This window comes from Bacillus sp. FSL K6-3431 (assembly GCF_038002605.1).
Classification (GTDB): domain Bacteria; phylum Bacillota; class Bacilli; order Bacillales; family Bacillaceae_C; genus Lederbergia.
Window position 1 is genome coordinate 3,197,373 of record NZ_JBBOCT010000001.1, and the last position, 14,126, is coordinate 3,211,498.

12 protein-coding genes are annotated in these 14,126 nt (G+C 37.7%); 1 reads left to right on the top strand and 11 read right to left on the bottom strand.

Features of this window, described 5'->3' with window-relative positions; translation table 11 throughout:
• Window positions 1-19: 19 nt before the first annotated feature.
• The 4 genes from MHB53_RS15500 to hprK all read right to left on the bottom strand — a co-directional run bounded on the left by MHB53_RS15500 (window position 20) and on the right by hprK (window position 3,714).
• Window positions 20-1,378: a cytosine permease gene (locus tag MHB53_RS15500; RefSeq protein WP_340919963.1), complete on the bottom strand. Its 1,359-nt coding sequence runs from the start codon at window positions 1,376-1,378 to the stop codon at window positions 20-22.
• An 18-nt stretch (window positions 1,379-1,396) separates the two neighbouring features.
• Window positions 1,397-1,780 (bottom strand): OsmC family protein, encoded by a 384-nt coding sequence (locus MHB53_RS15505; RefSeq protein ID WP_340919965.1) that lies wholly within the window; start codon window positions 1,778-1,780, stop codon window positions 1,397-1,399.
• Window positions 1,767-2,405 carry a TetR/AcrR family transcriptional regulator gene (locus MHB53_RS15510; RefSeq protein ID WP_340919968.1) on the bottom strand — a complete coding sequence of 213 codons (639 nt, stop codon included), beginning with the start codon at window positions 2,403-2,405 and terminating at the stop codon, window positions 1,767-1,769. Before MHB53_RS15510 ends, MHB53_RS15505 begins: the two co-directional genes overlap by 14 nt.
• Window positions 2,406-2,784: 379 nt before the next feature.
• A complete protein-coding gene (hprK, locus tag MHB53_RS15515) occupies window positions 2,785-3,714 on the bottom strand; it encodes an HPr(Ser) kinase/phosphatase (RefSeq protein ID WP_340924759.1) in 930 nt (309 codons plus the stop codon).
• A 561-nt stretch (window positions 3,715-4,275) separates the two neighbouring features.
• Between hprK and MHB53_RS15520 the strand changes: the two genes are divergently transcribed.
• The gene (locus MHB53_RS15520; RefSeq protein WP_340919971.1) at window positions 4,276-4,443 is read left to right on the top strand and encodes a hypothetical protein; all 168 of its coding nucleotides are present in this window, start codon (window positions 4,276-4,278) and stop codon (window positions 4,441-4,443) included.
• A 206-nt stretch (window positions 4,444-4,649) separates the two neighbouring features.
• Here MHB53_RS15520 and MHB53_RS15525 read toward each other — a convergent pair whose 3' ends face one another.
• From MHB53_RS15525 to MHB53_RS15555, 7 genes are all read right to left on the bottom strand, one after another.
• Window positions 4,650-4,829 carry a hypothetical protein gene (locus MHB53_RS15525; RefSeq protein WP_340919973.1) on the bottom strand — a complete coding sequence of 60 codons (180 nt, stop codon included), beginning with the start codon at window positions 4,827-4,829 and terminating at the stop codon, window positions 4,650-4,652.
• 155 nt (window positions 4,830-4,984) lie between these two features.
• The gene (locus MHB53_RS15530; protein ID WP_340919975.1) at window positions 4,985-6,610 is read right to left on the bottom strand and encodes an MDR family MFS transporter; all 1,626 of its coding nucleotides are present in this window, start codon (window positions 6,608-6,610) and stop codon (window positions 4,985-4,987) included.
• Between the two features lie 26 nt (window positions 6,611-6,636).
• Window positions 6,637-7,056, bottom strand: coding sequence for a MarR family winged helix-turn-helix transcriptional regulator (locus MHB53_RS15535; RefSeq protein WP_340919978.1), 420 nt, complete (start codon window positions 7,054-7,056; stop codon window positions 6,637-6,639).
• 217 nt (window positions 7,057-7,273) lie between these two features.
• Window positions 7,274-10,492, bottom strand: coding sequence for a DEAD/DEAH box helicase (locus MHB53_RS15540; RefSeq protein ID WP_340919981.1), 3,219 nt, complete (start codon window positions 10,490-10,492; stop codon window positions 7,274-7,276).
• A 215-nt stretch (window positions 10,493-10,707) separates the two neighbouring features.
• A complete protein-coding gene (locus MHB53_RS15545; protein ID WP_340919983.1) occupies window positions 10,708-11,007 on the bottom strand; it encodes a TFIIB-type zinc ribbon-containing protein in 300 nt (99 codons plus the stop codon).
• 286 nt (window positions 11,008-11,293) lie between these two features.
• A complete protein-coding gene (locus MHB53_RS15550; RefSeq protein WP_340919986.1) occupies window positions 11,294-12,568 on the bottom strand; it encodes an MFS transporter in 1,275 nt (424 codons plus the stop codon).
• 197 nt (window positions 12,569-12,765) lie between these two features.
• The gene (locus MHB53_RS15555) at window positions 12,766-14,040 is read right to left on the bottom strand and encodes a cation:dicarboxylate symporter family transporter (protein ID WP_340919987.1); all 1,275 of its coding nucleotides are present in this window, start codon (window positions 14,038-14,040) and stop codon (window positions 12,766-12,768) included.
• Between the last annotated feature and the right edge of the window lie 86 nt (window positions 14,041-14,126).

The following is a 14,126-nucleotide window of genomic DNA, read 5'->3' on the forward strand; positions in this document are numbered from 1 at the left end:
CCTCGTTTCATATCCATTTTTAGAAGCCTGATGATTCTTCTCTCACTTCTCCTATTTCAAATGGGAATTTTAATTTATTGAAAATAAATGCAAGGAAGGTATAAATCAAGAATGCAAGAATAGTTGAGTTAATTGGACCAATTCCAAAACCAATCCTAGAAGCCAAGTAGCCTCCTAAAATAACTGAAAAGATCGCGACATAATTCACTTTTGAATACTTTGTACCAGGGCCGAATTGATACGCCCTTTTTCTTATTTTAGGACCTACTATCCAATGGTCCGCGATCATTATACCTGCAATAGGTGGTACATATAATCCTAAAAAGTTTAAAAAAGGAACGAACATGTTTTGAATCCCCATTAAGGCGATGAATATGCCCATGACACCCATGATGACAACAATTACCTTTTTAGGGAATTTCACTACATTCCGCAATCCAAGTGAACCAGTATAAAGATTATTGTCATTCGTAGTCCACTGAGCAAAGACTAAAATTAATAAAGCAAAGAATCCCATTCCTAGCTTACTCATCGCAGCCGGAATATTTGGGGTTGACCCAATTGACGGTACTTGCGCAGCAATCGCCATAGCTGCACCTGCAACGATGCAAAATAGACCACCGAGAAAATAACCAATGGAAGAACTCATTCCTCCCGATAATGCAGTCTTCCCATATCTCGTCACATCTGGAAACACAACTGCTCCCATAGCAGCATTTCCTACTACTATTGTAATACCAGCAAAAACGGTCATTGGGTTACCAGCTGGTTCATATGTTAAGAGAGCATTCCAGCTGCCTGAATACTCAACTGCTTTAAGGATTCCCCATACAGATAAAATCGTGACTAACGGAAGTGCAATAAAACTTAATGCAGCAAGGCCTCGATATCCAATAAATGCAGTAAGCATCATTAAGATACCTCCCCAAACAATGGCTACCTCCTGATTTGCCAGCCAAGCATTAGGGAACATCTCAGCAATCGTAGTTCCAAAAAAAGCAACTTGCCAACCAAACCAACCAATTCCCATCGTTACCGCTAATACAACTCCGAATAGTCCTGCACCGTAGCGACCAAAGGCTTGGCGAGCAAGTACTGTTGTCGAAATTCCATACTTTCCACCCATCCATCCTTGAAAAAACCCGTAAATGCCTAATATTAGCATTCCAAAGATCCCTGCAAGGAGCGCGCTGTTAAAATTCAACCCTTCTATAAGGGCTCCACCTGTCACGATCGTCGATAAGGAAATAATCCAAGCTGCGCTCGTAACAGCAATATTTAAAGATGATTTTCTATTTTCTAAAGGCACGGATGTGATGGCATAGTCATCTGTATTATAAGCGGATGAATCCTTGGATAGATTTGTTTCTAATTCCATCTTTCATTTCTCCTTTATTTAACGGTTTGTATGGATTATAAGTCCCTTTTTCAGGGTATTTCCAATCGTACAAGCCCTTTCCGCGGATACGATGAGCTTTTTCTTATATTCATCTGATAAATGCTTTGGAAGTGTTATATTTACCATACATTTTTCAACTCGAGATGGGCCATCACTAGCTTTGGTTGCATCGACTTTGACTGAAAATTCATCATCTCCCACATCTATTTCATCTCTTTCAAACATTTTTTGAAGTGAAATAGAAATACATAATCCTAATGAACTCTCCAATAATTCAAGTGGAGAAAGTCCCTTTGAATCAGGATTATAGCTTCCTTCTACCTGAAATCCAGCTGCATTATAAACGTCAAAGCTTCCATTTATTTTTTTAATGATTGTCATATGTGCCCTCCTTTTGCCCATATAGGCCAAAAAATTCAAATTGGACCATTTCACGTGTGACTTCCTCTACAGAAAGTGTTGGGGTATGATCCACATCAAATGATGGTCCAAATAGCCATTTCGTGATCGTTCCGATGACAAGGCTAGTCAACATATTTGCCTTGAGATCGACCATATTACTAGTCTCCAGCATCCCCAGTGCAATTGCTCTATCAATATTCTGTTTGAAGGCATTTTCGATACTCGTGAATGTACCCACAATTGCATTCCTTATCAATAAATCAGCACCTAGTCCTTTAATTAAAAGAAAAATCATTAAACTCTTGTTTTCTTTGGCAAAATAAAAGATCTTTTTCATAAAGTTACTTGAGGATTCGATCATATCTTGAGTAGAGCCGAATTGTTGGCGGTACCCTTGATGAACTGCATCCAATAAATTTTCTTTTCCTTTTTCAACAATCTCCAAAGCAATTTCTTCCTTGCTTTTAAAATGCCAATAAAATGTACCTTGAGCCACCCCTGCCTGTTTCACAATGTCAGAAACTTTGGTTTGGTGATAACCTTTTGTGGCAAACAGTTCTAAAGCAATATATAAGAGTTCTTCTCTTCGATCTTGATTTCCCAATCAGTCATTGCCCCTCTCCTTTGATTGACAAGTCAGTCAGTTTATAATTAAATAATCTGATATGTTTAATAGGATTAATATACAATATTATTTCAAATTGTCAATACATTGTGGTAAATTATTTATCTTCTATTCTAGAGATTCCGTTACAAGTAATATTAATAAGATGCCGATATTAAAAAGAACATGGTAATTTTCATTGTGAAAATCCATGTTCTTTTCCCCATGCAATTATGGGAGTCAACTATTATCTTTTATTGCGCAATGAAGTAAAAAAGCATTTTCCAATCTCTTTCGGGATGCTTGGAATCCATTTAATATAGGAGACCATACATTATTAAGTAACTTCCCCATTTGCTTTATAGCACTTTCTTGGGGATCATTCCGTGTCAGGATTAGAATCATCCTCCGCAAGTCGTTGCATAAATTCTTCTGCGGCGCTGTATCCTTGCTGCTTGAGATTCCAGTTATTTGCTGCTGCTTCAATTAATCCTACAACATCACGGCCAGGTTGAAGCTGAATCTCAATGTGAGGAATCTGCACACCCATATACTCCGTAAATCTGGATTCAAGTTCCAATTCATTGTTTAAGGAGTTTTTTTGCCATTTTGTCAATTCAATATCTAATGCTATTCGCGTCTCATCTTGAAAAGCCATATTCCCGTATACACGGACAACGTTCATTAACCCAATACTCCGCATGGCAAGAAATTCTTTATTTTTCTCATTATGGGTACCAAGAATTGTTTGGGGGCTGAGCTTTTTCAACACAACGATATCATCGGCTACCAATCGATGGCCCCGACCAATCAACCTGTGTGCTGTTTCACTTTTGCCCACACCCGAATGGCCACGTAGTAAAATACCCATGCCAAATACATTGAGGCAAACTCCATGTACTGCGGTTTCTGGTGCCAGTGCCTTTGTCATATAAGTATCCAGTTTCGCAATAAATTCAGAAGTAGGTTCATTAGTACGTAACAAAGGAATCCCTTCTTGTGAACAATATTGTGTTAAATATGTTAGGCCCTCTTGCCCAGTTGTAACGATAAAACAAGGAGGGTGATATTTTACGATATTTCCTATCCGTAGCTTGCGTTCATCATGCGTTAGCTCATGCAAATAATAAATTTCCTTTTGACCGAGGATCTGAACTCGATTCATCGGAAAAAAGTCAAAATAGCCTATGAATTCTAATCCGGGACGATGTGTCCTCGATCTTGTAATAGTCCGATGTAACTGATCTTCCCCGGCTAACACCTCTAGTGAAAATTGACGGGCCAAACTTTCAATCGTTATTGATTTCACATCCATTATATCTCCACCTTTATGACATTCTAGTTTTGATACCGTTTGATAATATTTATTTCTTCTAATTCTTGTATAGGGAAAAGCAATTTATAAAAATACCGATCATCCCATATCCATTATAAATATGTATATATCGACGCTATTAGTGTTTGTCCCTTTATTCAAGTGATATATAAACGATTCGATTATAATTATCTCTAACGAAGACAGATGGAATATATCCCCATTAAATTACATTAATTTTTATGTTGATTATAACATCAAAGATGTATACTCTTTCAGTTTTTTTAAAAGATATTTCCAATTACTATGCTCGAATTGTCTTTTCTAGTTTAGAAACAACCTTAGTTCCGTAAAATTCAGAACTAAGGTTAAATAAGTAATTTATATACCAGCTTAAAGATATGTTTAACTATCACTCCAAAGTAGTTTGCCTTTACATTTGTTTCCTGCTGTTTAACCATAAATAAAATACATTACATCATAAAAATAGGTAATCATAATTTTTCTACCATCGAGAAAACTATAGAAGTAAGAAATAAAAGGGAGTGATTAAGCATGAGTCGTGGTAAAGGTTTTAAGCATAAAGAAAAAGGTCATCCAGGAAACTTCCCAAAAGATAGCGTAAGTGAGGAAAAGGAGCATAGTCGTCAATTTGAACAAAGCGAAGACATTGTTACACATGAAGCTTTTAAAAATAGGGTAAAAAAAGACGAAATGCCTTAAATTAATAAAAATTGAGTATTATTTCATCAAACATTTTATGACAATGAAGTTGCTTCTCAGCTTCATTGTCATAAAATCATTTGCAGCCCGACCGACCTAAAACCTAAAAGCTTGACCTTATTATTACTCGGAAGCTCTTTGTGTTCCTGTGACATTCCAGCATCAACGCTTCTTATGCTGTCAATGTATGCTGCTAATGAAAACTTTTAGTCAAGTTCTTGATACTCTAACTGATATCTCCCACCGTCAGCAACTTCTGAATGATACAAAGCCTTAAGTGCAAAGTTTTTCTCAAGGTCATGTTCTTCCATCAACTCTTTTAACCGTATTTGCAATTCTTTATTTTCCTTGATCAGTTGTCTCATCTGTGATTTCATGTACTTCATAAGATATCTAACTCCTTTCAGATACCGAATCTATGCTCTAAGTATATCATGAATCATATTGTTTACGATTGACCTGTTTTAAACAAGTAGAAAAAATGACTGTCGAGCTTTCTCGTCAGTCTAATGGTTCGGACCATCTCTCGGTCCCCACCTTTTTAGTTTGAATTAACTGGGCGGGGATTCACTTTGCTAGAATTACCCACTTCCTTCTCTGTCTCCGGCATTTTATTGGATGTACGCAGCGGAATTTCTCTTAAGAAAAAAGTAAGTAGTAAAGCGACTACAACCAATGCTGCACCTGCAAGGAAAACAGTGGTTAGTGATGCGCTTAATGCGTCACGAAGTGTATCTATCATTTGCGTCACGACCGGCTGCAAGTCCGCCGGGAGCGTCTCTTTCAACTGTTCCATCTTAGGCTGATCAAGCAGCATTTGTGGATCTTGGAATGCAGCTAATTGTTCCGCTGTTTTCGGATCAAGTTGCGCGACATTCGCTCCATCCCCAGATACTGCAGCCTTCATATTTTTGACTAAGCGAGACTGCATGATCGTCCCCATGATGGCAATTCCAATCGTCCCCCCTAAATTACGGAACAATTGAGAGGATGCCGTTACAACACCAAGTTGTGCGGGACTGACTGCATTTTGCACCGTTAGTGTGAATACTGGCATCCCAATACCAAGTCCGGCCCCAAATACGATCATCGCAACGACTGCAAGCCATACACTATTCATAAATGCCATGATGAGCATACCAGCAACCATTATTGGCATTCCGATGAGAGCAAATCGTTTGTATTTTCCCGTTTTGCTGATTAGCCTACCGATTACAGCACTAAAGATAACCATGACGACTGACATCGGCATTGTTACATAGCCTGAATATGTTGGTGAAATCCCTTCTACGCCTTGTACGAAGAACGGAAGATAAATAAGCGCTCCCATCATACCGGCATTCATAATAAACCCAATGCTATTCGATATCGTTACAATATCATTACGGAACAACGATAATGGGAGTACTGGACTTGTTGCTTTTCTCTCTACGAATACAAAGGTAATGATAAAAACAATCGTTGCTGCAAATAAGCCAATTATTTCAAAAGATCCCCAATCATATTTCGTTCCCGCCCATGAAAAGCCTAGAAGTAAAGCAATAATCGCTAAACTAAGAAAAAGCATACCTAGATAATCGATTTTTTCCGCTGCTTTGCGTTCGACTTTTGGGAAAAGCTTAAGAATCAATACGAATGCAACAATACCTAACGGTAAGAAGATCCAGAACAACCATTTCCAGTCCATATTGTCCACCAACCAGCCTCCAAGCGGTGGTCCAAGAACGCTGGAGAAACCGAAGACAGCCATCATTAGACCGGTCCATTTCCCACGTTCACGAGGTGAGAATAAATCCCCAACAGCTGTAAATGCGGATGCCATAATAATACCTGCCCCGACACCTTGTATTCCGCGATATATGATCAATTGATATATATCATTAGAAAAACCACTTAGAAATGCACCAACCATGAAAAAGCCAATACCGGCAAGAATAAACGGTTTACGTCCATATATGTCAGACAGCTTACCAACGAGCACCGTTGCAATCGTTGACGTAAGCATATAAATTGTAATAACCCATGTGTAAAGCTCCATTCCACCGAGAATTGCAATAATTCGCGGCATTGCAGTGCTCACAATGGTTTGATTAATGGCTGAAAAGAACATCGCTACCATAATCGCAATCATAATTGTTACTTTTTTCTTTTGTGTCAAATCTCCCAAGTTCTACACTCCTTTTTTCTATGTCTTTACTTTTCGGAACCTACCAATTTTTCCAACAACTCTGTAAACAAAAGAATTTCTTCTTGTTCTAGTCGAGATAAGTACGTTTTTAAGATTTCATTTCTTCCCTGAATCGCCTTTTCTAATGCTTCTTTCCCTAAGGGAGTCATTTCAACAAGCACGGATCTGCGATCAACAGTACCATGGGTCCGTTTGACATAACCAGCCCCTTCCAGTCGATCAATCATCACTGTAATGGCGCTAGGTTTTACTTCCATCATTTCCGCAAGATGCGAGATCTTACATTGCCCATATTTGCTAAGAGCGTACAACATAAACGTCTGTGGTCTAGTAATTTCGGATTCAAACGTATTTTGAACATCAGATTCCATATTCCGCTTGAATAATTGAAGCGCAATTTGAACTCGATTCACCAGAGAATCCATTTCGTTCTCCTCCTTAAGTAGGTATTTCAAAAAACTAAATGTTAGGTGGATTAAATATTAAACAGTTTAACTAAATTTGTCAATAACTTTTTTAAAACAAAAAAAAGACCACAACTAATAAACAGAAGGGTCTTGAGTGTAATATTGACAAAAGAAATATGGTCGTTATACTTTATTTTATGTATTGACCTCATTCTAATAATCGATGTCATATTATTTAGATCATTAATATTTCTCTAATGTCCTCTTCGTTAAAAGTAGCTGTGGTATTCTCTTCAGAATCAATTACCTCTTCAATTAGGTGCCTCTTCTTTTCTTGCAATTCATTCATTTTTTCTTCAATTGTACCGCGGGCAACAAGTTTGATGACCTGTACATCGTTTGTCTGACCCATGCGATATGCACGGTCAGTTGCTTGCTCCTCAACTGCTGGATTCCACCAAATGTCGTATAGAATAACGGTATCTGCACCCGTCAGATTAAGACCTGTACCTCCTGCTTTTAAAGAAATGAGGAATAAATCATGTTCACCTGCATTAAACCGATTACAGATTTTCACTCGTTCTGCCGATGGGGTTTGCCCATCAAGGTAGAAAAAGGATCTCCCTTGAATAGCTAATTCTCTACTGATAAGTCCAAGCATTTTTGTAAATTGTGAGAAAATCAATACCCTTCTTCCTGAAAGCTTAGATTCCTCTAAAATTTGCAGCAGCTGTTCAAACTTCCCCGAACTACCTTTATAGCCATCCACAAACAAGGCAGGGTGACAACAAATCTGACGTAATCGGGTCAAACCCGCCAAAATCTTGATACGATTTTTCCGAAGTGTATCTTTATCGAGATGTTTCAATGTATCGTGTCTGAGCTTAGCCAAATAGGCAGCGTAAAGTTTCTTTTGGTCAGGAAGCAACTCCGCCGATTCCAGCAATTTGATTTTTTCAGGAAGTTCCGCAAGTACATCCTTTTTCAACCTCCGAAGCAAGAATGGACGAATCCTTCGAGCGATCGTTTTCCTTGGAAGATTACTATATTCCTTAAACCCTTTAAATAACTCTGGAAAAACGACTCGAAATATAGACCAAAGTTCCTCCAACGAATTCTCTATCGGTGTACCAGTAAGTGCAAAGCGATTATCTGCTTGAATTTTCTGCACCGCTTTCGCTGTTTGTGTCACAGGATTTTTAAATGCCTGTGCCTCATCAAAATAAACAGTGTGAAAAAATTGTTTCCCATACCAGCTTATATCACTGCGCAATAACGGATAGGAGGTAATAAGAACATCGATGTCCACAATATCCTTTTGTATATTGGACCGTTCCATTTTATTACCATCAACGACAACCGCTTGTATATTCGGAGAAAACTTCATGATTTCATTTAGCCAGTTATACGTCAAGGATGATGGGCAAACAATTAGGACTGGTTGCTTCCTTTTACGGATATTGGGTAATTCAGATAAAATAAACGTGATACTTTGCAGTGTTTTTCCCAGTCCCATATCATCTGCAAGAATCCCACCGAACCCGTAGTGGGCAAGTATTTTCATCCATTTGTAACCATCCTTTTGGTAGTCTCGTAATATCAATTCCAAGTTTTTTGGTGTTTCAAACTCCAAGTTTCCGGGACTATGGATACTTTCCAAAAACTGAAGAAATGATTCTTCCAATGTGAATGCATCGCGATCATCGGAGGATTCAAGAAGCTGTAGACCTCGAACAAGCGGTAATTTCAAACCATTTTCTAAATCTTCATGCTGGTCTGGAAGTACATCCAAGAAGCGTTTCACTTCTTCAAATTCCCTAGTCTCCAATGAGAGAATTGATCCATTCCCAAGTCGATAGTACTTCCGTTTTTCTTCTAGCGCCAATAGCACTTCTCGAATGTTTTTTTCGGGAATACCATCAATCTCAAATTTGAATTCTAGCCAGTTGGTCCTTTCCTTTTTCATCTTCACCCTGATCCGAGGCCGATTATTTCCTTTGACTATCCTAGTTTTCACAGCTGTAGTTGCATATATTTGTACAAGCTTCTGAAGTTTCGGAACGACATAATATAAAAACTCATATTCCAACTCTTCATTATGTAAAAAATATCCGCCGTCCGTCTTAGCAAATAAACTCTCCTCTATTAGACGCAGGATCTCCTCTTCCTTATCTACATCCCTTATGAAGGAACGGTTTGCCTGGGAAGTCTTAGTAGGTTCCAATGGATTAATCATGATATTTTCATAATGAAACTCAATCCCGACAAGCAGCCGGTTTTTCACACGATCCAAGTAAACTTTGGCGATTAACGGAGTTTTAACTAGCTGTTTATATAAACTTCCCGATATTTCTACATTACCTAACTTTTTTAAGCCTGGCACAACTTTTTCCATGAATAAACTAGCTTGCCCTTGAGGTATCGAAATTTCACTTGTTCCTGAAGCGTCAAGCAACCTTTTTAAGTCAGAGAGGCGTTTATAGTCTTCGCTCTTCAGTTTTATTAGTTTTCCTTCAGATAAGATAGAGCTATATGAATCCAACATAACCATTAGACTTAGCCCTTCAATTTTCAGTTGATAATCTTTTTCTTCGGATTCAGAAAAGTCAAACTGTAAAGAAAGCCGTTCGTTCGATAAACGGAGACCAGTATATGTATGCCCACCGTATTCCAATTTCACCAATGGTGCTCTTTCAAGTATAGGAAGGATCCTATCCCAGGTAGATGGAGGAATGAGTAGAATATGCTGATTGTGTATATAAGCCGATTTATCTGGCAACCCGTCAATATACACTTTTTCATCATGGATAAGTTGGATAAGTTGCTGAATCAAAGCATCTGTTTCCTTTTGAAAGCAATGAAGGTTTGGGTCATACGTGAATAACTGAGAAATGCAGCTAGGACGCCCATCTTTCACATGCCCAAGGAAATCCCTAATATTTTGCACAGTAGTCGGACCGATCTTTACTTTTATCCCGATCATATGTTGGTCATTTCCAACAGTAACGGATTTACACGTAAACTCCGCATCAAGCACTTGCCTATTTTCAAAGTGAAGCTGATGGCCGGTTGATCGGACAGGATGGTCATTAAATAGGGTCAGCAAACCTTCCGTCAGAACATGATTCGTTGGGGAATCAGATTGAATTTCGTTTCGACTAATTGTTCCTTGACGCTGAAGTCCGTAAATCGATAATAATACGGCTGCAATATGCTGACAATCCATTTGAAAGGTAGCCAGCTTAGGGCAGTTGCATTTCGTGAGTAAACCACGACTCTCATCCTTTTTAATCGTAACTTGGAAATCTTCCATTCCAGCAACCGTTGCTTCACAACTATCAGGACCATAATTTTCAAATGTTACTTTATTAGCACGGTAAAAAGCGTCTCCTCTTTTGAAGGAGACTATACCGCACATTTCTTTAATTAACCTTTGGTTTAATTTTATATCCAATGCCTCGCTCCTTCATCAAGATGTTTTGCTTGTTTTATCAATGCCTTTTTGCGTTTTAAGCAGAAAAAACCTAAAGGGAATTTACCCATCCTTCAGGTTTCTTTACGTTCATTAATCAAGTGAATCCCTAGCTGATTTCCCAATGCTTCAGCTTGTGAAACATGTTCACTACCTGTGATTACTCCATCTTCATTGAAGTACGGGAGCGGAGCCTTTTATAAAAAATCACTAAGTATATCAATCATTGATTTTTTTCGTTTTTTCTTTGGATAGTGTTTTGAATCATAGTCTTTTCTGTAGTCATCTTTTCGGTAATCTCGGTCATCCCGATAGTCTTGGTTATAAGATTGATCGGATCTTTCAGAATATCTTTGATCCTCGCGTAAACCTTCCGTAATTTTCTCAAGCTCTCCCCGATCTAACCAAACTCCTTTGCAATTTGGACAAATATCAATGAGAACATCATCCTTCTCTACCTCGCGCATACGGACTTCATCACAAACTGGACAATTCATTTCTTCACCCTCTTATTTTCTCTTTTTTTATTATTTGTACTAGCTTCATTTAAATTTTATAGCCTATGCCAGAAGCTCCGTTTTATTTATGGCTGTTCATGGTTATCACTACATTAAGTAATGACCGCGATTCACTAACAGGTTCTCCATGTTTTTTTCGTATTAAACTTTCGTTTATACTTACTCCCATAGTAAATGATTTGATAAACAAATAATATAGAAATTGATTTTTCCAAAAGATATTATAGACAATTTATGACTACTCACTATTCAAATCACATATACATTAAACCATTAATTCACCTGATTGCTTTGCATCCTGGCGTTGCTCCTTAATGAGAAGTCCACCAATCAAACCAATCATTGAGAATATGACCGGAATAATAAAACCATAGTGATATCCAACACTATCTGGAGAAGCTTGAAAATGGTCTAGTACTTTTCCAAATATGCTTGGTAATAAAACGGCACTTAAAAACCCTCCCGTATTGGCAAATCCCGAGACAACACCAACTTCTTTTATATCAAAAGATTGGCGAACTATCGCAAACGTTAATGCACTTGCTCCATTCCCGTAACCAATAATCAAGAAAAGTATAATCAGCATAAAGTACGGAGGCTTTCCACTAAATAATAGCAATGCAACCCAACTCAAAAAGATAATCATATGAACAACAACATATGGTCGTTTAAATGATTCTAAACGGCTTGCAATCCAACTTGTAAGAGGTGCACCTACGATTGCACCAACAAGACCAATCATAATGAGCTGACTCGCATCCGATCGCGTCATTCCATACACATGCATCCCATATGGTACTGCCCAAGAACCAATAAATCCTACATATGTACCGACAAGACCAAAATGACAAAAGAATGTTGCCCACGCTTGACGACTAGAAAATATACGGCGTAACATTACTAACGTCTTTTCTCGTACTCGATCTTTTTTAGCAGGAGTTGTATTGGAATCGTTTTTCATCAATTGTTTTGGCTTTTTAACGAGTACAACATAAAGAAGTAACCCGCAAAGACATAACAACAATCCTATTATAAAAAATGGTGTTCTCCAACCCGATAAAGTAATCCATGCTGAAAAAGGAACGGTCGCCATCAAGAAGCCAAAACTACCGGTCATTCCAGCTATACCAAGTAAACCAATAAATTCTTTCACTTTAAACCATTGACTTAATATTAAAACCACACTGACCCAAATGGTCGCATCTCCCATTCCTACCATTAATCTAGCGAGGAACAGAACAATTTCATTAGGTGCAAGACTATAAATTAAAGTACCTATACCATTTAGCAATGCCCCCACTATAAGAAAAAGGTTGGGGCCAAAACGATCAGTCAAAATTCCAATTGGAATTTGTAAACAAGCATATGCTAAAAATTGAATACTTGTTAGTAACCCAATTGTAGAAGCTGTGAGTTTGAAATCCTTCATCAATTGATCTGAAATTAATCCTGGTGCTGTTCTCTGACTCACAATTAAAAAATACGTAAACAATACGGCTGCAAAAACAACCCATCTATATTTGCTATTTTGTTTCTCCACTGGTCACTACTCCTGTTGTAATCTTTTATTCTCTTCACATTATACTCCTAATTTTCCATCGTGAATTTACTATTTAAATTGGAAGCACTTTCGTCTCAAAGAAAAAGTGTCAGTTCCTAAAAAATAGGATCTGACACTTTTCGCTTCCATTAACTTTTTCCAAAAGTTAGATTGTATTAGTAAAACAAATCTTCACGTTAAGCAATTCTTTTAACTGAAGCATAGTATTTCTGTTCTTTCTCCGTGTCAAATCGACCTTCCCACTTAGACATAACAACTGTAGCTAAAGCATTACCTACTACATTAACAACTGTCCTCGCCATATCTAGAATTCGGTCGATTCCAGCAATGAATGCAAGTCCTTCAAGTGGAATACCTACCGTTCCTAAAGTAGCCAATAGAACAACGAAGGAAACTCCTGGTACACCAGCAATCCCTTTTGATGTAACCATTAATACCAACATCAATGTAATTTGTTCTATAATACTTAAATCAATCCCATACATCTGAGCAATGAAAATTGCTGCAAGTGCTTGATATAGTGTAGATCCGTCCAAGTTAAATGAATAGCCAGTTGGGATGACAAAGGAAACAATATCTTTCGGACATCCAAATCGCTCCATTTTTTGCATCACTTTTGGCAATACTGTCTCGGAACTTGATGTGGAATAAGCTAAAATAAGCTCGTCTTTCAGCACTTTAATAATGTGGAAAATATTTATGCCACAGATCTTCGCAATTATCCCAAGCACGACAACAATAAAAAAGGCCATCGTTGCATATACGAGAATCATTAACTTTCCAAGTGGGATTAATGATTCCAATCCAAACTTAGATACTGTTACTCCAATTAAAGCAAATACACCGAATGGAGCAAATTTCATGATAAGATTTGTTACCCAGAACATAGCATCCGCAGTACCTTGGAAAAAAGCAAGTACTGGTTTTCCTCTTTCGCCAACCGCCGCAACTCCTAAACCGAATAAGACGGAAAAGAAGATGATAGCCAGCATATCACCTGCTGCCATTGATTCGATAATATTGCTCGGAATAATATTAACGATAATATCCATAAATCCATTATTTTGCACTTCTTCTGTTGTTTGAATATATTGATCAATATTACCTTTAGTCAAGGTAGAAATGTCCAAACCAACACCAGGCTTGAAAATATTTGCTGATAGCAAACCAACAAGAATAGCAATTGTTGTAACAATTTCAAAATAAAGCAGCGTTTTCCCGCCTAGTTTACCCAATTGTTTTATATCACCCGTACCAGCAACACCGACAATTAAAGTAGAAATGATAATTGGGACAACTATCATTTTAATCATATTTAAAAACATTGTACCGATCGGTTGTAAATATTTTTCTACGCCAGGATTTCCGAAGAAAATCGCGCCGATAATAATTCCCAAAATTAACCCGATTAGAATTTGATAAGCCAAAGTAAACTTAAACTTTTTCTTCATCAATAAGTCACCTCTTTCCATCTATTGAAAACGCATTCTTTACAGAAATAAGCTTTCTCAATATTTTAAAGGCAACTTATTGAATC

What these genes read in the sequence shown, in the direction of transcription:
- MHB53_RS15500 (WP_340919963.1), bottom strand. Translation starts at nt 1,378, where the DNA reads ATGGAATTAGAAACAAATCTATCCAAGGATTCATCCGCTTATAATACA.
- MHB53_RS15505 (WP_340919965.1), bottom strand. Translation starts at nt 1,780, where the DNA reads ATGACAATCATTAAAAAAATAAATGGAAGCTTTGACGTTTATAATGCA.
- MHB53_RS15520 (WP_340919971.1), top strand. Translation starts at nt 4,276, where the DNA reads ATGAGTCGTGGTAAAGGTTTTAAGCATAAAGAAAAAGGTCATCCAGGA.
- MHB53_RS15525 (WP_340919973.1), bottom strand. Translation starts at nt 4,829, where the DNA reads ATGAAGTACATGAAATCACAGATGAGACAACTGATCAAGGAAAATAAA.
- MHB53_RS15535 (WP_340919978.1), bottom strand. Translation starts at nt 7,056, where the DNA reads ATGGATTCTCTGGTGAATCGAGTTCAAATTGCGCTTCAATTATTCAAG.
- MHB53_RS15545 (WP_340919983.1), bottom strand. Translation starts at nt 11,007, where the DNA reads ATGAATTGTCCAGTTTGTGATGAAGTCCGTATGCGCGAGGTAGAGAAG.
- MHB53_RS15555 (WP_340919987.1), bottom strand. Translation starts at nt 14,040, where the DNA reads ATGAAGAAAAAGTTTAAGTTTACTTTGGCTTATCAAATTCTAATCGGG.